Source organism: Paenibacillus sp. WLX1005 (assembly GCF_046603685.1).
In the GTDB taxonomy this organism is placed as follows: domain Bacteria; phylum Bacillota; class Bacilli; order Paenibacillales; family Paenibacillaceae; genus Saccharibacillus.
The window spans coordinates 132,501-157,105 of the sequence record NZ_CP176756.1 but is presented as its reverse complement, the minus strand read 5'-3'; the positions used below and the strand labels follow the sequence as shown (position 1 = coordinate 157,105).

The following is a 24,605-nucleotide window of genomic DNA, read 5'->3' as shown; positions in this document are numbered from 1 at the left end:
AAGACAATTCTGACTGAAAATTGATATGGAACATACATGCTATACATCATATAAAATGTACCATTTACAAAAGATGTGTTGAAAGTTTCATATCTTTTTCTTGACGAAAAGTAGTTAGGCGCCGTACAATACTCTTCATGAAGAACTAAAGAAAGGTGAGTCACATGCCGAAAATAGAATTATCGGATATGGATTATAAGATGGATCGCTTGCAGGAGCTGGCGCCATTGTTTCCTAATATGGATATGGATTGTCTGCTGACATCCTTTTTGCTGATCCGTACATCGCATGATCTGTATAACCAGTCGGCTTCTTTACTGACTGAAAATGGATTGTCTCAGGGCAAGGTGCGCATTCTTGCTTCTCTGCTGCTGCGCAAACATCCGTTGTTGCCGTCCGAAATGGCAAAATCCGCCGGTGTCACCCGCTCTACAATGACCGGATTGATTAACGGTTTGGAAAAGGATGGACTGATTCGCCGTGGTGCTCATGAAGATCGCCGCATGACGACGATCCATCTGACGGAACAGGGCGAAGCATTGCTGATGAAGATTATGCCCGCTTACGCCGATCTAGTATCCGGCATTATGACGAAACTCACGACTGAAGAACGTGTATTGCTCAAAGGTCTACTGCACAAAATTCGCACAGGCATTGAGGAAACCAAGCCAGAATAGGCTTTTTTTCGGTCTAATTGTACGGCACCGAACTATTTGGTGACTAACGTTTCAAATTTTACCTTAGATTTTATACAGACAGGAGAGCAAACCCCAGTGAAAATTGTAAAACTCATTCCCATCGTCGTACTCATTGTCGCGCTTGGCGTAGGCGGCACACTACTGATGATGCACGGTAAGGACGCCGTTTCGATGGCTGCCCTCAAAAAGGAAGGCGTATTGACGATTGATACCGTTAACAGCTCCTTTGAAGGACAAGCCGGTAAGATCACGTCCGTTAAGGTCAAAGAAGAAGATCAGGTCAAAAAAGGACAGGTACTGATGACGCTGGATACACAGGACATCAACCTGCAAATCAAAAACGTCAAAGAACAAATGTCCCAGATCGATGTACAGATCGCTCAGGCACAAAGCGAACTGACTAGCCAATCGCACAAACTGGCTGAACAGAAAGCCAATGCTCAGCTGAGTATCGAAGCTGCCAAAGTCGCACAGCAAAAAGTGCTGACAGGCGCACGCCCCGAAGATATTCAAAGTCAGGAGATCGCCGTCGACTCCGCCAAAAAATCGGTCGAAGTTGCTAATAATGGTGTCGATGCTGCTCAGACGGGCGTCGCTACTGCGCAACAAGCGGTTGATTATGCCCAAACTAGCTATGATCGTACCAAGTCGCTATTTGACAACGGTCTGGCAACCCAAGCAAGTCTCGATACTGCGCAAAACGCGCTGGATACCGCTCAAAAGCAACTGCAAAGCACACAGGATCAACTGGTTAGCGCTCAGAAGCAAGTCGAGGTTGCCGGGAATCAGGTGCGAGCGCAAGAAACAGCACTCGAAAAGCTGCAAAACGGTGCTACTTCTGAAGACCGCAGTGCAGCTCAAGTCCAAGTCGATCAAGCACAACAAGGACTGAAACAAATCGAGCAAGGTCAGGAAGATATCTCCAACGGCAAATACAATATCGACCTGCTAAAAAAGCAACAAGACGCTCTGCAAATCAATCTGGATAATCTGAATGTACAAAAAGGTCGTCGCGTACTGACCGCTTCCGCTGACGGCAAAGTCACTCGCGTTGTACCTAAAGCAGGCGAGAACGTATCTGCCGGTACACCAGTAGTCGTAATCGAAACTGGCAAAATGTACTACGATCTGTACGTTGGCGAAGAGAACATCAAGAACTTCCAAGCCGGTGCCAAAGTCAGCACCAATGTAATCTCTCTTGGCAAAGACGTACAGGGTACCGTTCGTTATATCACTTCCGCGCCGCAATACGCTGCTCTACGGATGAGCCGCGAAAAAGGACAGGCGGATACGACTTCATTTATCGTGCGTGTGGATGTGAAGCGTACATCTGACCTGCTGCCGGGAATGACGGTGGAGGTTCCGACCGATGAAAGCACTAATTGATGAAATCAAACTAATCCTGAACGGCAAATTCATCTGGATCATGCTGATCGCGCCGCTGATCATCTCCTCGGCGTTCGGCTATGTATTTAAAAACAACCAACTGAATGAAGCACCGGTCGCCGTTGTCGATATGGATCATAGCGATTACAGCCAGCAGCTCATCGAGAAGCTGGATGCCGATCAGTATATTAATATCAAGTACATTACGTACAATTACATGGAGCCGAACAGCTTCCTGTATAATGAAGACTATTTTGGCGTCATTTACTTGCCCGCCGGGATAGAAAAATCACATGCCCAAGGTGGTCAAGTCAATATTGGTTTGTATGTCGATACCGCGCTAGCAACAGCCACTACGTATCTGCGTAACGGGGTAACTGAAGTGATCAATGCAGAAAATTCTAGTGTCGCCGCTGGTAAACTGGTTGCGCTCGGTGTTAGCTCGGCGCAGGCTGCTAACTTTACAACAGGACTCAGTCTGCAAACGCGCTTGCTGTACAACCCGACCAACAATACGCTGATGAGTTCCGTTATCGGTTTTCTGAATACGGTGTTCCTGTCCATCTTGGGTGGTGCGACACTTGGCATCGTTCCTCGGATGCGCGAACAAGGTGTGCTGGCGGATGCTCTCCGTCGCCCACTCAGTCTAGTACTACGCGTTGTTCCGTACTCTGTCATTGCAACCATTTCGATGTATCTCGTTATGGGCTGTCTCAAACAAATCGGCGGGCTACGGTTTGAAGTGAATGTGTATGAACTGTGGATTCCGTTCTTAATGTACACCATTGCGCTGTCCTTACTATGTATGCTAGTCGGTTGGAGTGCTTCCAATCCGGCACGAGCAGCTGGGCGGATCACGATGATCCTGCTGCCGTCGTTTATTTTGAGCGGCGCACAGATTCCTGTCGCGCTGCTGCCTCCGATTTTGCAAAATGTCAGTCATGTATTGCCACTATCCTGGCATTTCAAATTCCTGCGCGGACTTGGTTTCCGTGGCGGCGATCTGAAATATTTTGGACAGGAGATTGGCGGATTCCTGATTCTGATTACCAGCTTCCTGCTGATCATTTTCCTGCTGATGCTGAACGAAATGCGTAAGATTCGCAAAGCGGAAAAAGAAGGCGGACTGCATACCGATGCCGTAGATTCTACCGAAACGGTCATCACAACTGAAACGGTCGATGGCATCAAAATCACCAAGACCGCTCCGGCGACTGGTGCCAATTCCGGTACAACCACGCCGAATCCTAGCTAATGCTGACTTGAGCGTGCGCGGCTATATTAGGTGTATTAGGGAATGCGCGATAGGATGCACAATGAACTATGTACCTTTGCAACTAATGTAACTGAATCGTTTGTTCATACGATAGAAGTAAAAAAGAACAATCTATGCGTCTGCGGACAATGACCGCGGCCATAGTATTGTTCTTTTTTGTTGTACAGTCCAATTTGAGCGCTGGACTTGGTATAGCTATGTTATGCAGATTCAGGCATCCTGCCGGATGGTGCGCCAATTGCCGGGGTTGGTCATATCTGGCATCCGTTGCTCCAGAATGGCTTGATATTGGATCGCTTTTTGCTCCAGATGGGCGACGCGTTGTTTGGCTTCTTCCAGTTGAACCAGTGCGGCTTCCTTGTACTTCATCATCATCTCGTAGCGCTGCGCAATTGTGGAATCGCCTTCCAGACAGAGATCGACATACACTTTGATCATTTCAATCGGCATACCGGATTGCTTGAGACATTTGATACCATACAGCCAGTTAATCGAATCCTCGTCAAACAGACGGATATTGTTGGCATCCCGCTGGACGCTAGGCACCAATTCTTTATCAGTATAAAAACGTACAGCATGCTGTGTCAGCCCCGTCATTAGTGCAGCTTCTTTGACCGTATACATCCTCCATCATCCTCCTTCAACATTTTTTCTCGCAAAATGTCTTGACTTCGTGTAACACGAAGGCGCTAGGCTTAGTGTAAAGCAAATGCGCTGCAAACAACATCCCTGAATTGTACTTTCTGTGCAGGCATGCCAATGTCACCATTTGCCAATCCCATTCTATAATCTCAGGAGGAATACATGATGCAAACAGTAACGTTGAATAACGGTGTGCAGATGCCGATTATCGGTTTTGGTGTATATCAGATTCCAGATGCAGAGCAATGCGAGAATGCGGTATACGATGCGCTGATGGCGGGCTATCGCCTGATCGATACGGCTGCCGGTTATATGAATGAAGAAGCGGTAGGACGAGCGATTCGGCGCAGCGGCATTCCGCGTGAGGAATTGTTTATTACGACCAAGTTATGGGTGCAGGATGCGGATTATGAGCGTGCCAAGCTTGCTTTTGCCAAGTCGCTGAACAAGCTGCAACTGGACTATATTGATCTGTATCTAATCCATCAGCCGTTTGGTGATTATTATGGCGCATGGCGTGCGATGGAGGAGCTGTATCATGCTGGCAAGATCAAATCGATCGGCGTTAGCAATTTCTCTCCAGAACGGTTAATGGATCTGATCGTTCATAATCAGGTGGCTCCCGCTGTGAATCAGGTCGAAACGCATCCATTTTATCAGCAGGATGACAATCTGGTGTTCATGCAAGCACAGGGCGTCCAGCATCAATCATGGGGACCATTTGCCGAAGGTAGAAATGATTTATTTAGCAATGAAGTGCTGGCAGCTATCGGTCACAAGTACAATAAGTCTATCGCGCAAGTAGTACTGCGCTGGTTGGTACAGCGTCATATCGTTGTAATTCCTAAATCAGTCAGCAAAGAGCGGATTATCGCAAATATCGATATCTTCGATTTTGAATTGAGTACCGATGATCTGCAACAAATTGCCGCGTTGGATATGGGAGCAAGCTTATTCCTGAATCATCAGGACCCAGAAGTTGCCAAGATGATGGGCAACTGGAAGGTCGAACTGTAACGGTATATGCGTACCAAATGAATCTCATACATCGCAAAAAGGACAAGCGCCATGGCATATGCCTGCGCTTGTCCTTTATTTTACTGATACAGCATCACAAATTTCGATATCTATCAATATCCATCGACCATGTTATCTTGCTCATTGTACCGCCTGCTTCAAGCAGATAAATGTCACTCAGTCGTTCAGCGGTACAAGCGAACGTTGCCGATTCTCAAATACAGCAACCTGCTCGACACCTAGCTCCTGCAATTGCGCGCGTGCCTGATCCAGTCCATCACTCAGCTTGAGCGGATCATGTGCATCCGAGCCGAGCGTGAGCGGAATGCCCAGTGCAATCGCCTGCTCTACGATTCGCCGGGATGGGAAGATCTCGGCGCATACTTTGAATAAACCAGACGAATTCAGCTCCATCGCCATATCCGCCTGCTTCACCGCACGCAGTGCCGCATCTTCCAGCGCCCAGCGTTCCGCCTCCTGCTCTACTGGCGGTACTTGACCGAAGCGCTTGATCACATCCAGATGACCGGTAATATCGTACAATCCGGTCGCTGCTGCCTTTTGCACTGCATCGTAATACTGACGGTACACATCCAGCACATCGCGACCTTCCCAATTGTGCGTCTGCCGATAATCGGAAATATCCCATTCTCCGAGAAAATGAACCGAACCGATTACATAGTCAAACGGATAGCGCTCCAGAATACTCCGAATCGTCTCTTCATATCCTTCGATATAATCGGCTTCTAGTCCGACCCGAATCTGGATGTCCTGACGATACTTATCCTTGAGCCGCAAACATTCTTCCACATATCGCGGCAGCTCATCCATCGGCATTGCCATTTCTGGATAATAGGTAGCCGGATTCACATGAATAAGCGGCAGATGATCGGACAAGCCCAGATGGGATAGCCCGATCTCTATTCCGCGCTGCACATATTCCTCCAGCTCGCCCACGGCATGACCGCAGCGAACATTGTGCGTATGGTAATCAATCAGCATGATCCATGCTCCTTCCGTACATCACGTATCGTACTGCTCCCTACGCTCAGTCTTTGCGCGGACGCTCATGACGACGATCCAGCTCAGCCAGTACATCGTTCAGCGGCAGCTTACGCTCTTGCAACAGAACGAGCAGATGGTAGATCAGATCGCTCACTTCATAGCGCAGCTCGTCGTTATCGCTGTTTTTGGCAGCGATGATCGTTTCCGCTGTTTCCTCGCCGACTTTTTTCAAGATTTTGTCGATCCCTTTTTCAAATAGATACGTCGTATACGCACCTTCTGGGCGTTCACGATCACGGTCGGCGATCATCTGCTCCAATTCACCAAGAATGGCAAAACGGTCAGCGGATACTCCGTTTGTTGTTTGTGGTTGTTCATTGGAATGTTCAAATACTGGTTTGTTGTCCACTTCATTCACCTCATTATAAAAGCAGCTAATCCGCCCTGTATGACAAGCCGGTCCATTGGCACGCACTTTGACCAGCAGTGTATCACCATCGCAATCGTAATAGAGCGACGTGATACGCTGCGTATTGCCGGATGTACCGCCCTTGTGCCAATACTCCTGGCGCGAGCGGCTCCAGAACCACGTATCGCCAGAATCCAGCGAACGCCGCAGCGATTCGCTATTCATATACGCCATCATCAGCACCATATGACTATCGGCATCCTGCACGATGGCAGGCACCAGTCCGTCGCGATCCCAGCGAATATTGGCATTCAGTTCGTCCCAGGAATGGGATTGCTGCAAGATTTCGTTTTGAAATTGATTATAACTGTTGGAGTCGTTCATTAGCGAATCTCCACTCCTTCGGCTTTCAATTCCGTTTTCAATGCTGGAATCGAAATCTCCTTGTAATGGAAAATGGTTGCTGCCAATCCCGCATCCGCATTCGCTTGCTCGAACACTTCCTGAAAATGCTCCGGCAAGCCTGCGCCACCAGAAGCAATCACTGGAATGCTAACCGCTTCGCACACTGCACGCGTAAGCGGCAGATCGAAGCCATCTTTGGTGCCGTCCGCATCCATACTCGTCAGCAGAATCTCGCCCGCACCGCGCTGCTGAGCTTCTTTGACCCAATCAAGCGCCTTGATGCCGGTCGGTTTGCGCCCACCGTGCGTGTACACTTCCCAGTCGCCCCAATCTTCATTGAAGCGTGCATCCACAGCGACGACGATGCATTGCGCGCCAAAGCGCTGCGAGCCGTCGTTGATCAGCTGCGGATTCAGAACAGCCGCGGTATTGATGCCGATTTTGTCCGCACCTGCGCGCAGAATTTTTTTCATATCTTCGACCGAGGAGATGCCGCCGCCCACTGTAAACGGAATCGAGATTTCCTCCGCTGTCCGGCGCACCACATCCACCATCGTTTCGCGTCCTTCTACCGATGCCGAGATATCCAGAAATACTAGTTCATCCGCGCCTTCGCGGTCATACAGCGCCGCTAGCTCTACCGGATCGCCCGCATCACGCAAATTGACAAAATTCACGCCTTTGACGACCCGTCCTTCTTTCACATCCAGACACGGAATAATCCGCTTCGCCAGCATGTGGTTTCCCCCTCTCCGGTTGGTTATTTAGCCGATTGTACGCAGCGCCTGCTGCAAATCAATTTTGCCTGTATAGATCGCCTTGCCGACAATCGCTCCGCTAATACCTTCCTCACGGCGCTCCGCCAGCTTGACCAGATCGTCCAGCACCGTTACACCGCCAGATGCAATCACTTGTTTACCAGAAGCCTTCGCAATCGCCGCAATCGCTTCGATGTTCGGTCCTTGCATCATACCATCACGGGAGATATCGGTGAAAATAAACGTCTCTGCACCTTTGGCTGCCAGCTCGGTTGCCAGCACCTCTGCTTTGACTTGCGATGTTTCGAGCCAGCCGCGTGTCGCCACATATCCGTCGCGTGCATCAATACCGATCGCAACACGATCACCATACGTGCCTAGCACCGATTCGGTAAATTCACGATCTTCAATCGCCGCTGTCCCGATAATGACACGATGAACGCCCAGACTCAGCAATTGCTCTACATCGGCAAATGTACGCAGACCGCCACCGATCTGTACTGGCACCTGCAATTGGCTGGCAATACGACCGATCAGTTCGTGATTGACCGGATGCCCTGCTTTGGCACCATCCAGATCAACCAAATGCACGAATGATGCGCCCTGCTCTGCAAAACCGGCTGCTACCGCCGTCGGATCGTCATTGTATACCGTTTCCTGATTATAATCACCCTGGATCAATCGCACACAGCGACCGCCACGAATATCAATTGCCGGATAAATAGTAAAAGAAGACAAAGCATTTCCTCCTTAGTAGATGCATGATGAAGCGTGCGATGCGCTTCGATTTGCTTTCTCGCCATACTCTATCATGTTGCACATCTGCAACAATATCGTCGCAGGTATTGTCATGAAGCGATCATACCTGCTTCGCTTTTACTCTGTTCCAAATTGCAACATTATTGAACGCGTTCGCCCACACACAGCGCCAAGAAATTACGCAGCAGCAGCTTGCCTAGCTCACCGCTCTTTTCTGGGTGGAACTGCATGCCATACACATTGTCACGACCGACAATCGCCGTCACTGGATGACCGTACTCCGTTACGGCAATCAGGTCTTCTGGATGCTCCGGCAGCACATGATACGAATGGACAAAATACGCATGACCCGCATACAGATCGCGCACCAGCGCATGATCCGGCTGCTTGTACTCCAGCTGATTCCAGCCCATATGCGGCACTTTATACTGTCCTTCCACAAAGCGTACGACTCTACCCGGCAAAATGTCCAGCCCGCGATGGATACCATACTCCTCACTCTCGCTGAACAATAGCTGCATGCCCAGACAGATGCCCAGCAGCGGCTTGCCGCTAGCAGCAACCTCCTGCACGACATGATCCATGCCGCCTTCGCGAATATGATTCATCGCATCGCCAAACGCACCCACGCCCGGCAAAATCACACCATCCGCCGCCAGAATCTCTTCCCGATCACCGGTAATGATGTAATCATAGCCAAGACGCTCAATCGCCTTGCTGACGCTATGAAGATTGCCGATACCATAATCTACAATTGCAATTGCCATCTTACAGCACTCCCTTCGTCGAAGGCACTCCTGTCACACGCGGATCGATGGATGTCGCTTCATCAATGGCACGACCAAGCGCTTTGAACACCGCTTCGATCATATGGTGCGTATTTTTACCGTAATGCACGATAACATGCAGCGTAATGCGCGCTTCCAGCGCCAGCTTCCACAGAAACTCATGTACCAGCTCCACCTGAAAACTACCTACCTGCGCAGAAGGATAGTCCGCACGATATTCAAAATGCGGACGGTTGCTCACATCAATTACAACCTGCGCCAGCGCTTCATCCATCGGGATAAATACATTTGCATAGCGCTTGATACCACGTTTGTCTCCAAGCGCCTCACGCAGCGTTTGACCGAGACAGATACCGATATCTTCGACCGTATGGTGATCGTCGATCTCGATGTCTCCCTGCGCCTTGAGCGTCAGATCAAAATGACCGTGCTTGGTGAACAAATCCAGCATATGATTCAGAAACGGCACATCCGTCTCAATCTCCGCCTGCCCGGTGCCATCCACCTGAAAAGCAAGCTCAATATTCGTTTCATTCGTTTTGCGGCTAACCTCCGCGCGGCGTATATTCTGGTTTTCCGTTGACATATGGCTACTCCCCCAGCATGTTTAAATTCACGATTGATTTTATATCTGTTCCGTATGCAGTCTGACTACTGGCAAGAAGCTTCATTCACCAGCATAGAAGATGCCGTTGTTCTGACCGGTTATCGGATACATGGTTTACCTTATACCTACACAAGGTGCCGCGGCTTATCCTTCTTGTTCCAAACGAATCTGAATTGCTCGTGCGTGACCTTCCAGACCTTCGTGACGCGCTAGCTCCATAATAATATTGCCGTTTGCCAGCAGCGCTTCCTTGCTATAGGAAATCATGCTCGATTTTTTGATAAAATCATCCACATCGACTGGCGACGAGAAGCGTGCCGTGCCGTTTGTCGGAATAATATGATTCGGTCCGGCAAAATAGTCACCTACCGGCTCCGAGCTGTAGTTGCCGAGGAAGATCGCACCGGCATTTTCGATCAGTCCAACAATATTCATCGGCTGATCGACCATAATCTCCAGATGCTCCGGCGCCAATCGGTTGACGACACTGATGCCCTCGTTCAGATCTGTGGTAACGATAATCGCACCGTAATTGTTCACCGATGCTGCCGCAATCTCACGACGTGGCAAAGTTTCCAGCTGACGCTGTACTTCAGCAGCTACTTCATCTGCAATCCGCTGAGATGGCGTTACCAGAATGGCAGATGCCATCTCGTCATGCTCTGCCTGAGATAGCAGATCGGCAGCGATATACGCTGGATTGGACTGCTCATCCGCTAGTACGACGATTTCGCTTGGACCTGCGATGCTGTCGATATCGACAATGCCGTACACTTCACGTTTTGCCAGTGCGACATAGATATTGCCGGGACCGCAGATTTTATCAACCGGCTGAATGCTTTCCGTTCCGTAAGCAAGTGCAGCAATCGCCTGCGCACCGCCCACACGGTAGATTTCCGTTACACCCGCTTCGGCTGCTGTCACCAGAATGTAGGGATCAATGCCTTCTGTTCCGCCCGTTGCAGGCGGTGTCACCATCACAATCTCTGGCACACCAGCTACCTGCGCCGGGATTACATTCATTAGCACAGAGGACGGATATGCCGCCTTGCCGCCGGGTACGTATACGCCGACACGCTTCAGCGGGCGAATTATCTGACCAAGCAGACTGCCATCCGGCTGTAGATCCATCCACGAATTGCGCTTTTGCTTTTGATGAAATTGGCGAATATTATCCGCCGCCTGCGTAATCGCTTGAATAAACGAAGGCTCTACTAGCGCATACGCTGCCTGCAATTCATCTGGCGTCACTCGTAGCCGGTCGGCTGTTAATTCCGTGCGGTCAAACCGACTTGTATAATCCAGCAACGCCGCATCGCCCTGCTGCTTAATGTCAGTAACGATTTGTTTTACTGTGGCATTTTGCTCCGGCGAGCCGTATTCCACCTCGCGCCGCAGATCAAAATCACGTGCAGATACTATTTTCAATACCGCTCTCTCCTTTACTCCTGCCTCTGTTGACTAACAGATATTTATTGGCGTTTCTCTATATCGTTCCTTATGTTGCTGACGGCTGTACAATCACCTTTTGTAAATGATCGCATAACTGTTGAATCTCTTCATTTTTCATCCGATAGCTGACCCGGTTGGCGATCAGACGGCTGGTGATACCGAACAATTCTTCCATTTCTACTAGCCCATTCTCGCGCAATGTCTGTCCGGTCTCGACCATATCGACGATTCGATCTGCCAGCCCGATCATCGGCGCCAGTTCAATCGAACCGTTCAGCTTGATCACTTCCACCTGTTGTCCACGTTCACGAAAATACTGGGATGCCACATTCGGATATTTGGTAGCAACCCGTTGGCGAATGCCCGGCTCCCAATCCGGTAATGCGATCACGGACATACGGCAACGAGCGATGCCCAGATCAAGCAGCTCGTATACGTCGCGATTTTCTTCCATCAGCACGTCTTTGCCAACGATGCCAATATCGGCGACACCGTGCTCGACATAGATCGGTACATCGACCGGTTTAGCAAGGATAAACTCCATCCCTGCTTCCGGTAGTTCCACGATCAGCTTGCGCGAGTCGTCCACATCAATCGGAACGGGAATACCCGCTTCACGGAACATCTCGGCGGCTTTTTTATAGATACGCCCTTTGGGCATGGCTACTTTTAATATCTGGCTCATCAGGTCTGCATCTCCCTGTTATCATTTTGACTTGGAACGGTATCAGGTCAGAACGGGCTTGCCATGTGCAAATCGCAGCACCTGACTGTATCCGTCGATTGGCTCCTGTTCATTTTCCACTACTTCTGCTTCTTCATGACGTGTCACCACAATCGTACCCTGTCGGCGTAGTTCACTAGCCTTTGCAAAAGCATGATGACGGCTTAATTCATCGTATACGATCAATACCGGTTGCGGTGCGGCTGGTACTGGCAGTTGTACACCATCCAGAATCCGATTCGTTTTCAGTGCGAATCCGGTTGCTGCCAGTGGACGTCCGAACTGGGACAGCAGATTATCATATCGACCGCCACTGCATACCGGTGATCCCAATTCGGCTGCATAGCCTTCGAATACCATGCCCGTATAATAGGAAAAGTTACCGATCATCGTTAGATCGATCATTACATATTCAGACATATCGTACGCTTCCAGCACTTCCCACACTTTGCACAGATGACGAATCGCATCGGCTGCCTGCGGGTTACTGCTGATCTCCAGCGCCTGTTCACAAATATCCTGCGCTCCACGCAATCGCAGCAGTCCTTCCAATTCAGCACTTTGCGCCTGTGATAGCTGGAATGCACTCAGTTGCTCACGGAAACCGACAAAATCACGATTCAGCAGATGTTCCTTGAGCGCCTCCTGCTTGTCCTTTTGTCCCGGCAGTGCTTCTTCCAGAATCCCACTCAGAAACCCAACATGACCGAGTGATATTTGAAAATTCTGCACCCCTGCCGCCTGTAATGACGAGATTGCCAACGCGATCACTTCCGCATCTCCTTCTGGCGAATCTACACCAACCAGCTCAGCTCCCGTTTGGAAAAATTCCGCTTCTCGTCCTGCTTCTTCTTCAATGGAGCGAAATACATTCGCATGATACGCAAGACGCACCGGCACTTCTTCCTGCTGCAACAGCGAACTCATCACGCGCGCAATCGGTGTGGTCATATCGGAACGCAGTACCATCGTTGTACCGCGGTTATTCAGCATTTTGAATAGTTTGCTGTCGGAGGTGGAACTTGCTACACCTACCGTATCGTAATATTCAAGCGTTGGCGTGATGATTTGCCGGTATCCCCAACGAGACATGCAATCCAGCACATTTTGCTCGATATAGCGAAGCTTGGATACAACATGCGGCAGATAATCCCGCACGCCAATCGGCTTTTCAAATCCTTTCGGTTTCGACAAAACAGTCACCTCTAATTAAAATTATATATTTTAACACATTAAAGTGTTACTTTGCTAATAAAGTAAAGGATATTTGATATATTACCATACCTGTTCTACCTCGTCAATTACAGGGACAGCCACGTCAGCAAGTAAGATAGCTTCTCTCTATTACCCCAATATGATAATGATTCAACGGCTGATATTTCCCGGAAAATACAGGATGTACTTATCTGAACCTAGCAACTATTGTTCATTCATTTTATTGCTTTTATTACCCTCACTACTTTCGCTCTTTTGCATCTGTAATCCTGTTTGACAATCATCCACCTATACATGTGCATAGCAAAAACCCCCAACTTCCATTCATATGGAAATCAGGGGCTATTGTATCATCACTAAACGATAATGAACCGTAAATCGTTCATTTACAAGTCAGCTACAGGCATGATCTGGCGCTGCTTCTTATCAATCCTTACGCTAACTCTCATCAATGGATCATTCAAACTTACGGATTCGTTCGACGTACCGCATCGGTATCCTGACGTACTTTATCACGCTGCGCTTTCTTTTCCCGATGACGTCCAGATAGTGAATACGGAATGCTACCCAGTAGTACCCATGAATAGGAGAAGCGCCGGAACAGAAACTGTACAAACAATGTAGACACAACCAGCGCAATAATCAGCCCGGCATAGATCCATGCAAAATACGTAAGTGTGCCCATCGAGAACCAATCCTGCGTCTCCCGATAAAAGGCAAGAATAAACGGATGCACCAGATACACAGCAAATGACACTTCACCCAAGCGGCGTAACACTGCCAGTATTCCTTTGGGTGCGATCCGGTTGAGGATAAATGCTGACTGGAACAATACGAGCGATGACAGCATCGTATACACATTCCAGAAGAACTCGTACCAGAGCGAATCCAGCCACTCATTCGTCAAACGTGCATCATACCAGATTTGTACATAGATCAATCCAGTCACGAGCCAGCTGATCCACAGAACCGCTGTAACTAATCTTAACCCGCCATTCATATCTTTCCAACTGGTCATCACCCATTTACGGAATGGTTGGAAATAAATCGCTACAAACGCCCCCATCATATAGTAGGCAAAATATGAGAAGGCAATACTGCCCTTACTTGCATAGTGAAGATCGTACTTGTTCCAGAGCACCCAGCCCCATTGCACGGCTAGCCCGATCACGAGTGCCCAGCGAGCCATCCAGCGCTGACTTTTCAGCAACCAGAGCATCAGCGGGAACAGAATGTAGAACTGTACGCTAATAAATACAAAATACAGATGCGTCCAAGCGGAACCGTGGAAAATCGCATCCACATAATCCATAATCAACGTCCCGACTGGTTCGTCAAACCGCTCACGCGTATACAGCTTATAAATGAAATACAATGCCGAGATCAGAATATACGGCAACAAAATGTACAGCATCCGCTTTTTATAAAAGCCTGTAATCAGCTTACTATTCAGCGGACGATCATAATAGTTGTAAAACAGTACAAAACTGCTCAGAAAAATAAAGGACGGTGTCCCGTATTTAAACATCAAATTCAGAAAATTAAACACATAATAAATGGAAGTATTTACAGCCTCAATCGTCGCATTGGATGTAGAATGTACATGCAGTACGCCAATGATCGCCAGCGCCCGAAAAAAATCGAGCTGAGGCAGCCGCTCCTTCTTGAGTTGATTCAATGTTAAAGCATCCCCTTACATATAGAATGGTACAGCCAGATCAATACCTCTATGTTCCCAGGCTTGTCGTTCCTGTAGAGAGTTGATGCACAGTGTACCACGTCAATGCAGTACAGCATGCAGAGACAGCACAGGATCAGATCCATCCTCTGCTGTCATCATGCTGCTTATTTCACTTCTGTCTATGTTCTGTTGATTTGTCTATGTCGTTTTAGGAATGAATGGAAGAATCCGGATCATGGGACACATCAGCAACTGGTGAATGACCGGACAGCACCCGCAGCGGGTTTCCCCCGACAAAAGAGCCTGCCGCCACATCTTTATGTACGACCGATCCTGCTGCCACAATCGCACCATCCCCAATCGTAACACCCGGCAAAATCGTACAATTCGCGCCAATCATCACTTCGTCCCCGATCACTACATCGCCAAGACGATATTCCTTGATCAGATACTCATGCGCCAGAATGGTCGTATTGTACCCAATCACCGAATTGCGTCCAATCTTGATACGTTCCGGAAAAAACACATCCACCATCACCATCAGTCCAAAAGCGGTATCCCTGCCGACTTCCATACGGAGCAGATGGCGATAGATCCAGTTTTTCATTTCCAGCACCGGACAATACCGGGAGAGCTGGATAAACACAAAATTCCGTACTCCCTTAAACGGGCTGACCGTACGATAAATCTGGCGCAGCGCATTGCGCTTGCCGTCCACCGGATAATGCTCCAGCTTTCTCATCGATCTACCGTATCGCCCAGCACCAGTTCATACAGATCACTCATTTGTTGCAAAATATACGTCGGTTTATATTTGGACAGCTCTTCTTCGCCTTTGAGCGACCAAGCAACACCGGCTGAACGCACTCCTGCTGCTTCTGCTGATTTTAGATCGGCAGGGCTATCGCCCACCATCAACGTCGTTTCCGGCGAGGAGCCAAGCGCTTCCAGCGCCCGCTCAATCGGCTGTGCATGTGGCTTCGGATGCTCCACATCGTCCAGCGTAATAATGACCTGCATATACTGATCCAGCTCGAATAGCTTTAATACCTTTTCCGTCGTTGCCCGAATCTTCGTCGTTACTACACCCAGCTTCAGACCTTCCGCCTGCAAGCGGGATAGTACGATATTCACTTCAGGAAATGGCGCGACCATCGCATCATGATGAATCGAGCTATATTCCCGATAAGCGGTCACTAGCGAAGTCACATCATCCTGACCGGAAAACGTACGCAGCTGTTGCTCCAGCGTTAAGCCCATATGCGGAATAATCTGCTCACGCGTCAGCGGCAATACGTCCGGCTGATTCATCACATTCATAAAAGAAGAGATAATCAATTCATTTGTATCCACAATCGTTCCATCCAGATCAAACAATACCGTATCAATCATATTTTATTACTCCTTCCGCTCGGAATGAGCCCTTTCCTGCTCATCCGCAGGTAGCGGCTTATGCGGTTCGCCTGCGGTTGGTGCAGCCGCTGTACCCGCACGTGCTGCATCCGTATCCGATGCAAATTCATGACCATGCTTGGTCGAGATAATCGGATCGCTATAGCGCGCGCTCGACATCCCCGTACGACGACGAATGATAATCAGCAGAATCGCCACGATAATCAGCACCAGCGATAATAGCTGGGAAATACGAATATTGCCATATCCCGGCTCAATCGCACCTTGCTGGAATCCAAACAGCGTCATCGGTGACCACAATCCGTTAACAAACGATACGAGCCATGCCGGACCGTCAAATGTCAGACTATCCGTACGCAATGCCTCGATAAAGAAACGACCAATACCGTACCAGATAAAATAAGACATAAAGATCTCACCCGCGCGTACAAAAGGACGACGACGCAGCGTACATAACAGCAACACACCAACAATGTTCCATACCGACTCATACAGGAATGTCGGATGATGGTATATGCCGTTTACATTCATCTGATTCACAATAAAATCTGGCAAATGAAGATTACTACGCAGGAATGACTCATCGACTGGACCACCGTATGCTTCCTGATTGACAAAGTTCCCCCAGCGACCAATCAGCTGTCCAATCAATAACGAAGGTGCACAAATATCCGCAATCCGCCAGAAATTGTAGCCTTTGTAGCGCGTATAGATGACCGCACAGATGATCGCACCAATCAGCGCGCCATAGATCGCAATACCGCCATTCCAAATTTTAAAAACGTCTACAAAATTATTTTTGTAATCCGGCCAGCGAAAAGCCACATAATAGATGCGCGCAGCGATAATCGCAGATGGCACTCCAAACAGCAGCAAGTCCATGAAAAACTCCTGCGGAATCCCGAACCGTTTGCCTTCACGAATCGCGAATAGCAGACCCATCAGCGCACCAAAGCCCAGAATCAGACCATACCAGTGCACTTCCAGCGATCCAATCGAAAAAGCAATCGGATTAATCAACAATGTCCCCATAACGTAACCTCTCCTTAATCCAGTTCGTCGAGATCTTCAGCAATCGTCTCGGTCAGCTTATGCGTGAATTGGAGAGCTGCATTGTAACCCATCCGCTTCAGACGGAAATTCATCGCCGCTACTTCAATAATAACCGCCAGATTTCGTCCCGGACGTACAGGGATCGTCACCAGAGGCACATCCGTATCGATGATTTTAGTCGTCTCTTCATCCAGACCGATGCGGTCATATTGTTTGTCCTGCTGCCAAGCTTCCAGACGAACAACGAGCGTAATCCGTTTATTGTTGCGGATCGCGCCTGCCCCGAACAGCGTCATCACGTTGATAATACCGACACCACGGATTTCCAGCAGGTGGCGGATCAATTCTGGAGCTGTACCGTGCAGCTGATTATCGGACGTTTGGCGAATCTCTACCGCATCATCCGCAATCAGACGATGTCCACGCTTCACCAGTTCCAGTGCAGTTTCACTTTTACCGATACCGCTGCTGCCTGTAATCAACATACCGACGCCATAAATGTCCACGAGTACGCCATGAATCGTTGCAGTCGGTGCCAGTTTTTTCTCCAGGAAGTTGGTAATGCGACTGGAGAGAATCGTCGTGGCAAGATTGCTGCGCAGAACAGGAAGTCCATGCGCTTCACTTGCTTCCACCAGTTCCTCTGGAATCTCAAGTCCTCGTGTTACCACGATACAAGGAGTCTCTTCGTTACATAGCTTGCTCATACGTTCTGCTTTTTCCTCATGCGTCAGCATTTTGAAGAAAGCCAGTTCTGTGCGTCCAAGGATTTGTACACGCTCAGTTGGATAATACTCAAAATAACCCGCCATCTCCAGACCGGGACGGTTCAGATCATCTACGGTAATGTTTCGTTTTAAGCCAAGTCCCCCGGATACAACCTCAAGCTGGAACATCTGCACTAATTCCGAAACCTTTACATGTTTGGCCATTCTGTTCTTCCTTTCCCTGAGTAGGTCACTTGTCTTGTTAGGAGTGTATTTGTATTGTTGTACATATTGATGCCAATGTACCCATGGTAATGGAAAATGGCAACGAAATCAATCAGAGTGCCGGATTTCGGACGCTGAATGACATCATATTGTTCATTATAGCAATAGAATGACCCATACTAATCATAAATCCACATATGTCACTAATGCAGTAAGCAACCGCACACCGCTTACTCCATACCAGCTCACCTTACTCCATACCAGCTCACCTTACTCCATACCAGCTCACCTTACTCCATACCAGCTCACCTTACTCCATACCAGCTCACCTTACTCCATACCAGCTCACCTTACTCCATACCAGCTCACCTTACTCCATACCAGCTCACCTTACTCCATACCAGCTCACCTTACTCCATACCAGCTCACCTTACTCCATACCAGCTCACCTTACTCCATACCAGCTCACCTTACTCCATACCAGCTCACCTTACTCCATACCAGCTCACCTTACTCCATACCAAAAAGACTGCCAGAACCTGATCGGTTCGGCAGTCTTTTTTTACTTACTATAGTGAGGATTCACCCATTCGGCAAATCGCACATATTATACAGTTGCAGGCTCACTATAGAACAGGTTATCTTCAGAAGCTGGATCGAAGATGTGTACTTTGTTCATATCGATTGCCATAGTTACTGTAGCATTATCGCGTGTAGTGGAACGACCATCAACACGAGCAATAACGGTGTCAGAGCTAATGCCGCTCAGGTACAGCAACGTTTCGTGACCCAGGTTCTCGGAAACGTCCACTTTTGCAGTGAATACACTGTTCGGCGAAGCTTCCAGGAATACTGGCTCTTCGTGAATATCTTCTGGACGAACACCCAGAATTACTTCTTTGCCTGTATACCCTTGATCTTTCAGTACTTGTGCTTTACCGCCCGGAAGATTCAGTTCCAGACCAGCAGCGGAGAATACGGTACCACCATTTTTCTCAGACAGTGTACCACGGATAAAGTTCATAGTCGGGGAACCGATAAAGCCCGCTACGAACATGTTACGAGGATGGTTGTACAGTTCTTCCGGAGAAGCAGCCTGTTGAATGATACCATCTTTCATAACAACGATACGATCACCCATCGTCATTGCTTCGATCTGATCATGCGTTACGTAGATAACAGTCGTTTGCAGACGTTTTGCCAGTTTTGTGATTTCCGCACGCATCTGACCACGCAGTTTCGCATCCAAGTTGGACAGCGGCTCATCCATCAGGAAGACTTGTGGATCACGGACGATCGCACGACCGAGCGCGACACGCTGACGTTGACCACCGGACAGCGCTTTTGGCTTACGATCCAGCAAATGCTCAATATCCAGAATTTTCGCAGCTTCACGCACGCGTTTTTCGATTTCGTCTTTTTTCACCTTACGCAGTTTCAGACCAAACGCCATATTGGAGTATACATCCATATGTGGGTACAAAGCGTAAGATTGGAACACCATCGCGATATCGCGATCTTTTGGAGCTACATCGTTCACGACGCGATCGCCAATGTACAGTTTGCCTTCGGAGATTTCTTCCAAACCTGCGATCATACGAAGTGTTGTCGATTTACCACAACCGGAAGGACCAACTAGCACCAAAAACTCTTTATCTTTAATGTCCAGATTGACATCAACTACTGTTGCTTTATCGGAACCCGGATACTTTTTGAAAATATGCTCTAAGCGTACACCTGCCATAATAAAAAACCTCCCAAAATATAATGTGGTCTTTTTACAGTACTGTTATTCATTCCGCTCACAGCTTTATTGTCTATTATGTATAAGGAAGTCGACAACAAATGGGAGCGACTATCAAATGAAGATAAAAGCAGCAAAGATATCCCGGTTTACTAATTTTGTGGAATCAACTATCACGTTTGCCTTCTACGTTGTCTCCATACATTCAGATCATAGTTTATTATGACCACGTCTGTCTGTAACAAATTAACAAGAAGGTTCCCACAAAATGATTTATTGAACGTTATTTTGAAACCGGTTACTTTATCTGCTTCTATCTTACCCTAATCTGCTCGCCAGCTCTATCGACAAAACCTACAAAAAACATTTCAGCTTTTTGTCACTTTATACAATAGCAGTGTCAACCGCATCAATACCGCATCTTCAAAACGCCGTACATCTAGCTGCGTATCCTGTTTGATCTTGTCCAGTCGATACAATAACGTATTCCGATGAATATACAATTGCTTGGCAGTCTCACTCACATTGCAATCCATTTTGAAAAATGTCTCTAGTGTCGTTACTGTCTCCTCATCACCAAACAAATGTGAATGGTGATCTGCTGATTCCACAAACCGCTGCCGTTCTTCTTCTGGAATACGATACAGCAGACTCTCCAACCGTAACTCCCATGGCAAATGAATATGCTCAGTTACCTGAAACAATCTTCCGAGATGAATAGCCTCTCGAAGCTGTGCCACCGTCTGCGCCAATCCATGAAGCGGATTTAGTGGCAACGTCACGCTAATATGAAAACTTCCAACCCATTCGCTCGCTACCAACTCATACAATCCAAGCGCAAATGCAGTCAGCAAATCTTCCTCTGTATCCTCATTTTCGTCTCCAATATCACGTCCATCTTCTTCATCCTCTATCAATTCATGCTTCGCCAGCACCAACCATTCATTATCTTGCAATGGAATCAATAGCATATCCCGATCAAAATAACTGGATACCAGCTTCTCCAATTGCTTACCATTCAACGTGCCTATCTGCAAACTCTCGGCAAGCAACAGAAAAGGAACCATAACAGAATTCAGCCGTTCCTTGATCACATATTCATCTGGAATCTCCATCGACGAATTACGCAAACTAAGCTGCCTCACCAACCACTGTCCCAATTCACGCGCCTGTTGATCCTTTCCCTGCACAACAGGAGATAACTCCATCGGCTGCAACCCCATGACCGAAGGCAACAAAAGCTCAAGCAGCTGGTAAATACGCTTCATTTCGTCCGAAGCATTCATGTTGGCAGTATCTGTACTTACTACATTACCTTCTGAACCCGCATCATCTGCTACAGCACTATGATGATCTGTTACTACTTCCCATACAACTACTTCACCAGCCTGACGCAACACTGGAATCATCAATGGTAACTCAGTTTGTTCCATATCAATCCCTACAAAAGAACGCTCTCTCTTATCCCACTCTCTTTCATTGAAACGGTGCTCTCCAATACGCAACCCAGTAATCTGCTCAATCCGTTGCCGTAGTTCATTTACATCCATAACGTAAATTCCCTTCTATCCGCAAATTCCACCACTCGCTTTATATTTTTAGGCATCTTATTTCAATAATCTCAAATAATTTATAGTTCTATCTGTAATTCTATTTGTAATTCCACTTGTAGTTTCATCTGTAGTTCTATCCTTGATTCTAGCATTCTGTGATTCTATCATTGTAACTTGTTGCTTTATCTCATCCTCATCTTCTCATATGCAGATCATGTAAACAGCAATCACAACTCATCAGAATCATTTCAGAATTCATTTCATATCAAAATTAATAGTTTTCTACATTATAATAGGTAAAAATACAGAAACCAAAGTTCCATTCTAACAATCACCTTTACCATTGGATAAAATAATTCTCTGAATTCTCTGGCTACATATCATCTTGTTGCGATACGCATAGAACAACTTATCTTATTATCTGATATTTATAACACAAACCTATAACATAAAAAATAATATAAAAACAAAAAAGCATCCTACCAACAAGGTAAGATGCTTTCTTTTAGATGAGCCATGAAGGACTCGAACCTTCGACACCCTGATTAAAAGTCAGGTGCTCTACCAACTGAGCTAATGGCTCTTATAAAAAAACTGGTGGAGGCTGATGGATTCGAACCACCGAACTCGGAGAGAACAGATTTACAGTCTGCTGCGTTTGGCCACTTCGCTAAGCCTCCACAATAAAAGATGGCTCGGGACGGAATCGAACCGCCGACACGAGGATTTTCAGTCCTCTGCTCTACCGACTGAGCTACCGAGCCATACTGTATATTAAGTTAATATACTGTATAGCCATTTCGTCATACTAAATCAAAAATGGCGGAACCGACGGGATTTGAACCCGCGATCTCCTGCGTGACAGGCAGGCATGTTAACCCCTACACCACGGTTCCAGAGAAAAAAATGGTGCCGGCGAGAGGATTTGAACCCCCGACCTACTGATTACAAGTCAGTTGCTCTACCAACTGAGCTACACCGGCACATTATGGTGGAGACTGAGGGGATCGAACCCCCGACCCTCTGCTTGTAAGGCAGATGCTCTCCCAGCTGAGCTAAGTCTCCAAGATATGTATGGTAGCGGCGGAGGGGATCGAACCCCCGACCTCACGGGTATGAACCGTACGCTCTAGCCAGCTGAGCTACACCGCCACGATATTAAAGAACAAATATTTGCCCTAAAATTCTGAATAAACTCAAAATTCTAGTGGCGGAGAGAGAGGGATTCGAACCCTCGCACCGCTTACGCAGTCTAACCCCTTAGCAGAGGGTCCCCTTATAGCCACTTGGGTATCTCTCCAAGAAAATTTTCAAAGTTAATCACCTGAAAACTGAATCCGAAACGATCTCATCGCGTGTCTAGAATCTTGGATAAGCCCTCGACCGATTAGTATTGGTCAGCTCCATGCATTGCTGCACTTCCACCCCCAACCTATCAACCTCGTCGTCTTCAAGGGGTCTTACTAAACTTGGGAAATCTCATCTTGAGGGGGGCTTCACGCTTAGATGCTTTCAGCGCTTATCCCGTCCGCACGTAGCTACCCAGCGATGCTCCTGGCGGAACAACTGGTACACCAGCGGTGCGTCCATCCCGGTCCTCTCGTACTAAGGACAGCTCCTCTCAAATTTCCTACGCCCACGACAGATAGGGACCGAACTGTCTCACGACGTTCTGAACCCAGCTCGCGTACCGCTTTAATGGGCGAACAGCCCAACCCTTGGGACCTACTTCAGCCCCAGGAGGATGCGATGAGCCGACATCGAGGTGCCAAACCTCCCCGTCGATGTGGACTCTTGGGGGAGATAAGCCTGTTATCCCCAGGGTAGCTTTTATCCGTTGAGCGATGGCCCTTCCATGCGGTACCACCGGATCACTAAGCCCGACTTTCGTCCCTGCTCGACTTGTAGGTCTCGCAGTCAAGCTCCCTTTTGCCTTTGCACTCTTCGAATGATTTCCAACCATTCTGAGGGAACCTTAGGGCGCCTCCGTTACATTTTAGGAGGCGACCGCCCCAGTCAAACTGCCCACCTGACACGGTCCCCGTACCGGATCACGGTACTAGGTTAGAACTCAGATGCGATCAGGGTGGTATCCCAACGGCGCCTCCAAGGAAGCTTGCGCTCCCTCTTCCAAGGCTCCCACCTATCCTGTACAAATCGCACCCCAGTTCAATATCAAGCTGCAGTAAAGCTCCATGGGGTCTTTCCGTCTTGTCGCGGGTAACCTGCATCTTCACAGGTATTAAAATTTCACCGGATCTCTCGTTGAGACAGCGCCCAAATCGTTACGCCATTCGTGCGGGTCAGAATTTACCTGACAAGGAATTTCGCTACCTTAGGACCGTTATAGTTACGGCCGCCGTTTACTGGGGCTTCGGTTCATAGCTTCGCCCGAAGACTAACCACTCCCCTTAACCTTCCAGCACCGGGCAGGCGTCAGCCCGTATACTTCGCCTTGCGGCTTCGCACAGACCTGTGTTTTTGCTAAACAGTCGCTTGGGCCTTTTCACTGCGGCCCCCTCGTGCTATTCACACTACCGGGGCACCCCTTCTCCCGAAGTTACGGGGTCATTTTGCCGAGTTCCTTAACGAGAGTTCTTCCGCGCGCCTTAGAATTCTCTTCTCACCTACCTGTGTCGGTTTGCGGTACGGGCACCTGCTTCCTGGCTAGAGGCTTTTCTTGGCAGTGTGAGATCATGACCTTCGCTACTGTAAGTTTCGCTCCCCATCACAGCTTGACCTTAGAGTGTGCGGATTTACCTACACACCAGTCTCACTGCTTAGACAGGCATCCATCAGCCTGCGTCACTACCCTCCTGCGTCACCCCGTTGCTCATAGCGGCTTTCGGTGGTACAGGAATTTCAACCTGTTGTCCGTCGACTACGCCTTTCGGCCTCGCCTTAGGTCCCGACTTACCCTGAGAGGACGAGCCTTCCTCAGGAACCCTTAGGTTTTCGGCGGATCAGATTCTCACTGATCTTTTCGTTACTCATACCGGCATTCTCACTTGAATGATGTCCAGCGCTCCTTGCGGTACACCTTCAATCCTCATTCAACGCTCCCCTACCCCTGATACAGATGTATCAA

General features: G+C 48.3%; 21 protein-coding genes, 8 tRNA genes and 1 rRNA gene (1 of these 30 only partly in view). 4 read left to right on the top strand and 26 right to left on the bottom strand.

Annotated elements, in window-relative coordinates; all coding sequences use genetic code 11:
- Window positions 1-164 precede the first annotated feature (164 nt).
- The 3 genes from ACE3MZ_RS00685 to ACE3MZ_RS00675 all read left to right on the top strand — a co-directional run bounded on the left by ACE3MZ_RS00685 (window position 165) and on the right by ACE3MZ_RS00675 (window position 3,339).
- Window positions 165-677, top strand: coding sequence for a MarR family winged helix-turn-helix transcriptional regulator (locus tag ACE3MZ_RS00685; protein ID WP_411344649.1), 513 nt, complete (start codon window positions 165-167; stop codon window positions 675-677).
- Window positions 678-773: 96 nt separating this feature from the next.
- Entirely contained in the window at window positions 774-2,084 is a 1,311-nt protein-coding gene (locus ACE3MZ_RS00680) for an HlyD family secretion protein (protein WP_411344648.1), read from the top strand.
- Window positions 2,068-3,339 carry an ABC transporter permease gene (locus ACE3MZ_RS00675; protein WP_411344647.1) on the top strand — a complete coding sequence of 424 codons (1,272 nt, stop codon included), beginning with the start codon at window positions 2,068-2,070 and terminating at the stop codon, window positions 3,337-3,339. The genes ACE3MZ_RS00680 and ACE3MZ_RS00675 overlap by 17 nt, the downstream gene beginning before the upstream one ends.
- Window positions 3,340-3,570: 231 nt before the next feature.
- Here ACE3MZ_RS00675 and ACE3MZ_RS00670 read toward each other — a convergent pair whose 3' ends face one another.
- Window positions 3,571-3,984, bottom strand: coding sequence for a MerR family transcriptional regulator (locus ACE3MZ_RS00670; RefSeq protein WP_411344646.1), 414 nt, complete (start codon window positions 3,982-3,984; stop codon window positions 3,571-3,573).
- A 183-nt stretch (window positions 3,985-4,167) separates the two neighbouring features.
- On the opposite strand from ACE3MZ_RS00670, the gene ACE3MZ_RS00665 reads away from it, so the two are divergent.
- The gene (locus ACE3MZ_RS00665) at window positions 4,168-5,019 is read left to right on the top strand and encodes an aldo/keto reductase (RefSeq protein WP_411346653.1); all 852 of its coding nucleotides are present in this window, start codon (window positions 4,168-4,170) and stop codon (window positions 5,017-5,019) included.
- A 177-nt stretch (window positions 5,020-5,196) separates the two neighbouring features.
- Here the strand turns inward: ACE3MZ_RS00665 and hisJ are convergent, their stop codons facing one another.
- The 25 genes from hisJ to ACE3MZ_RS00540 form a co-directional block, all read right to left on the bottom strand.
- On the bottom strand, window positions 5,197-6,021 hold the full coding sequence (hisJ, locus tag ACE3MZ_RS00660) for a histidinol-phosphatase HisJ (RefSeq protein ID WP_411344645.1): 825 nt from the start codon (window positions 6,019-6,021) through the stop codon (window positions 5,197-5,199).
- A 46-nt stretch (window positions 6,022-6,067) separates the two neighbouring features.
- Entirely contained in the window at window positions 6,068-6,817 is a 750-nt protein-coding gene (gene hisIE / locus ACE3MZ_RS00655; protein WP_411344644.1) for a bifunctional phosphoribosyl-AMP cyclohydrolase/phosphoribosyl-ATP diphosphatase HisIE, read from the bottom strand.
- Window positions 6,817-7,575, bottom strand: a complete 759-nt coding sequence (gene hisF, locus ACE3MZ_RS00650) for an imidazole glycerol phosphate synthase subunit HisF (RefSeq protein WP_411344643.1) — start codon at window positions 7,573-7,575, stop codon at window positions 6,817-6,819. Before hisF ends, hisIE begins: the two co-directional genes overlap by 1 nt.
- A gap of 27 nt (window positions 7,576-7,602) precedes the next feature.
- Window positions 7,603-8,334, bottom strand: coding sequence for a 1-(5-phosphoribosyl)-5-[(5-phosphoribosylamino)methylideneamino]imidazole-4-carboxamide isomerase (gene hisA / locus ACE3MZ_RS00645; RefSeq protein ID WP_411344642.1), 732 nt, complete (start codon window positions 8,332-8,334; stop codon window positions 7,603-7,605).
- 161 nt (window positions 8,335-8,495) lie between these two features.
- A complete protein-coding gene (gene hisH, locus ACE3MZ_RS00640) occupies window positions 8,496-9,122 on the bottom strand; it encodes an imidazole glycerol phosphate synthase subunit HisH (protein ID WP_411344641.1) in 627 nt (208 codons plus the stop codon).
- A 1-nt stretch (window position 9,123) separates the two neighbouring features.
- Complete coding sequence (hisB, locus tag ACE3MZ_RS00635) at window positions 9,124-9,729, bottom strand: imidazoleglycerol-phosphate dehydratase HisB (RefSeq protein ID WP_411344640.1); 606 nt, start codon at window positions 9,727-9,729, stop codon at window positions 9,124-9,126.
- A 165-nt stretch (window positions 9,730-9,894) separates the two neighbouring features.
- Window positions 9,895-11,178, bottom strand: a complete 1,284-nt coding sequence (gene hisD, locus ACE3MZ_RS00630; protein ID WP_411344639.1) for a histidinol dehydrogenase — start codon at window positions 11,176-11,178, stop codon at window positions 9,895-9,897.
- 70 nt (window positions 11,179-11,248) lie between these two features.
- Window positions 11,249-11,887 (bottom strand): ATP phosphoribosyltransferase, encoded by a 639-nt coding sequence (hisG, locus tag ACE3MZ_RS00625; protein WP_411344638.1) that lies wholly within the window; start codon window positions 11,885-11,887, stop codon window positions 11,249-11,251.
- Window positions 11,888-11,929: 42 nt separating this feature from the next.
- Window positions 11,930-13,120, bottom strand: coding sequence for an ATP phosphoribosyltransferase regulatory subunit (locus ACE3MZ_RS00620; protein ID WP_411344637.1), 1,191 nt, complete (start codon window positions 13,118-13,120; stop codon window positions 11,930-11,932).
- A 487-nt stretch (window positions 13,121-13,607) separates the two neighbouring features.
- Entirely contained in the window at window positions 13,608-14,819 is a 1,212-nt protein-coding gene (locus ACE3MZ_RS00615; protein WP_411344636.1) for an acyltransferase, read from the bottom strand.
- Between the two features lie 211 nt (window positions 14,820-15,030).
- Window positions 15,031-15,564, bottom strand: a complete 534-nt coding sequence (locus ACE3MZ_RS00610; protein WP_411344635.1) for an acyltransferase — start codon at window positions 15,562-15,564, stop codon at window positions 15,031-15,033.
- Window positions 15,561-16,214 carry a pyrophosphatase PpaX gene (gene ppaX / locus ACE3MZ_RS00605; protein WP_411344634.1) on the bottom strand — a complete coding sequence of 218 codons (654 nt, stop codon included), beginning with the start codon at window positions 16,212-16,214 and terminating at the stop codon, window positions 15,561-15,563. Before ppaX ends, ACE3MZ_RS00610 begins: the two co-directional genes overlap by 4 nt.
- A gap of 6 nt (window positions 16,215-16,220) precedes the next feature.
- Window positions 16,221-17,267: a prolipoprotein diacylglyceryl transferase gene (lgt, locus tag ACE3MZ_RS00600; protein ID WP_411344633.1), complete on the bottom strand. Its 1,047-nt coding sequence runs from the start codon at window positions 17,265-17,267 to the stop codon at window positions 16,221-16,223.
- Window positions 17,268-17,281: 14 nt separating this feature from the next.
- The gene (gene hprK / locus ACE3MZ_RS00595; protein ID WP_411344632.1) at window positions 17,282-18,220 is read right to left on the bottom strand and encodes an HPr(Ser) kinase/phosphatase; all 939 of its coding nucleotides are present in this window, start codon (window positions 18,218-18,220) and stop codon (window positions 17,282-17,284) included.
- A 607-nt stretch (window positions 18,221-18,827) separates the two neighbouring features.
- Entirely contained in the window at window positions 18,828-19,964 is a 1,137-nt protein-coding gene (locus ACE3MZ_RS00590; RefSeq protein ID WP_411344631.1) for an ABC transporter ATP-binding protein, read from the bottom strand.
- 368 nt (window positions 19,965-20,332) lie between these two features.
- Entirely contained in the window at window positions 20,333-21,514 is a 1,182-nt protein-coding gene (locus ACE3MZ_RS00585; protein WP_411344630.1) for a PucR family transcriptional regulator, read from the bottom strand.
- 513 nt (window positions 21,515-22,027) lie between these two features.
- Window positions 22,028-22,100: transfer RNA gene (locus ACE3MZ_RS00580), tRNA-Lys, on the bottom strand.
- Window positions 22,101-22,112: 12 nt separating this feature from the next.
- A tRNA-Tyr gene (locus tag ACE3MZ_RS00575) sits at window positions 22,113-22,197 on the bottom strand.
- 11 nt (window positions 22,198-22,208) lie between these two features.
- Window positions 22,209-22,281, bottom strand: a tRNA-Phe gene (locus ACE3MZ_RS00570).
- Between the two features lie 56 nt (window positions 22,282-22,337).
- A tRNA-Asp gene (locus ACE3MZ_RS00565) sits at window positions 22,338-22,413 on the bottom strand.
- Between the two features lie 11 nt (window positions 22,414-22,424).
- Window positions 22,425-22,500: transfer RNA gene (locus ACE3MZ_RS00560), tRNA-Thr, on the bottom strand.
- 6 nt (window positions 22,501-22,506) lie between these two features.
- A tRNA-Val gene (locus ACE3MZ_RS00555) sits at window positions 22,507-22,582 on the bottom strand.
- Between the two features lie 10 nt (window positions 22,583-22,592).
- Window positions 22,593-22,669: transfer RNA gene (locus ACE3MZ_RS00550), tRNA-Met, on the bottom strand.
- Between the two features lie 56 nt (window positions 22,670-22,725).
- Window positions 22,726-22,817, bottom strand: a tRNA-Ser gene (locus ACE3MZ_RS00545).
- A gap of 67 nt (window positions 22,818-22,884) precedes the next feature.
- Window positions 22,885-24,605: ribosomal RNA gene (locus ACE3MZ_RS00540) — 23S ribosomal RNA — on the bottom strand (it continues 1,211 nt past the right edge of the window).

Excerpts from the sequence above, each read along its gene's own strand:
- ppaX (WP_411344634.1), bottom strand. The coding sequence starts at position 16,214 with ATGATTGATACGGTATTGTTTGATCTGGATGGAACGATTGTGGATACA.
- ACE3MZ_RS00610 (WP_411344635.1), bottom strand. The coding sequence starts at position 15,564 with ATGAGAAAGCTGGAGCATTATCCGGTGGACGGCAAGCGCAATGCGCTG.
- hisF (WP_411344643.1), bottom strand. The coding sequence starts at position 7,575 with ATGCTGGCGAAGCGGATTATTCCGTGTCTGGATGTGAAAGAAGGACGG.
- ACE3MZ_RS00665 (WP_411346653.1), top strand. The coding sequence starts at position 4,168 with ATGCAAACAGTAACGTTGAATAACGGTGTGCAGATGCCGATTATCGGT.
- ACE3MZ_RS00670 (WP_411344646.1), bottom strand. The coding sequence starts at position 3,984 with ATGTATACGGTCAAAGAAGCTGCACTAATGACGGGGCTGACACAGCAT.
- hisG (WP_411344638.1), bottom strand. The coding sequence starts at position 11,887 with ATGAGCCAGATATTAAAAGTAGCCATGCCCAAAGGGCGTATCTATAAA.
- hisH (WP_411344641.1), bottom strand. The coding sequence starts at position 9,122 with ATGGCAATTGCAATTGTAGATTATGGTATCGGCAATCTTCATAGCGTC.
- hprK (WP_411344632.1), bottom strand. The coding sequence starts at position 18,220 with ATGGCCAAACATGTAAAGGTTTCGGAATTAGTGCAGATGTTCCAGCTT.
- hisJ (WP_411344645.1), bottom strand. The coding sequence starts at position 6,021 with ATGCTGATTGATTACCATACGCACAATGTTCGCTGCGGTCATGCCGTG.
- ACE3MZ_RS00590 (WP_411344631.1), bottom strand. The coding sequence starts at position 19,964 with ATGGCAGGTGTACGCTTAGAGCATATTTTCAAAAAGTATCCGGGTTCC.
- ACE3MZ_RS00675 (WP_411344647.1), top strand. The coding sequence starts at position 2,068 with ATGAAAGCACTAATTGATGAAATCAAACTAATCCTGAACGGCAAATTC.
- hisIE (WP_411344644.1), bottom strand. The coding sequence starts at position 6,817 with ATGAACGACTCCAACAGTTATAATCAATTTCAAAACGAAATCTTGCAG.
- hisB (WP_411344640.1), bottom strand. The coding sequence starts at position 9,729 with ATGTCAACGGAAAACCAGAATATACGCCGCGCGGAGGTTAGCCGCAAA.
- lgt (WP_411344633.1), bottom strand. The coding sequence starts at position 17,267 with ATGGGGACATTGTTGATTAATCCGATTGCTTTTTCGATTGGATCGCTG.
- ACE3MZ_RS00685 (WP_411344649.1), top strand. The coding sequence starts at position 165 with ATGCCGAAAATAGAATTATCGGATATGGATTATAAGATGGATCGCTTG.
- ACE3MZ_RS00585 (WP_411344630.1), bottom strand. The coding sequence starts at position 21,514 with ATGGATGTAAATGAACTACGGCAACGGATTGAGCAGATTACTGGGTTG.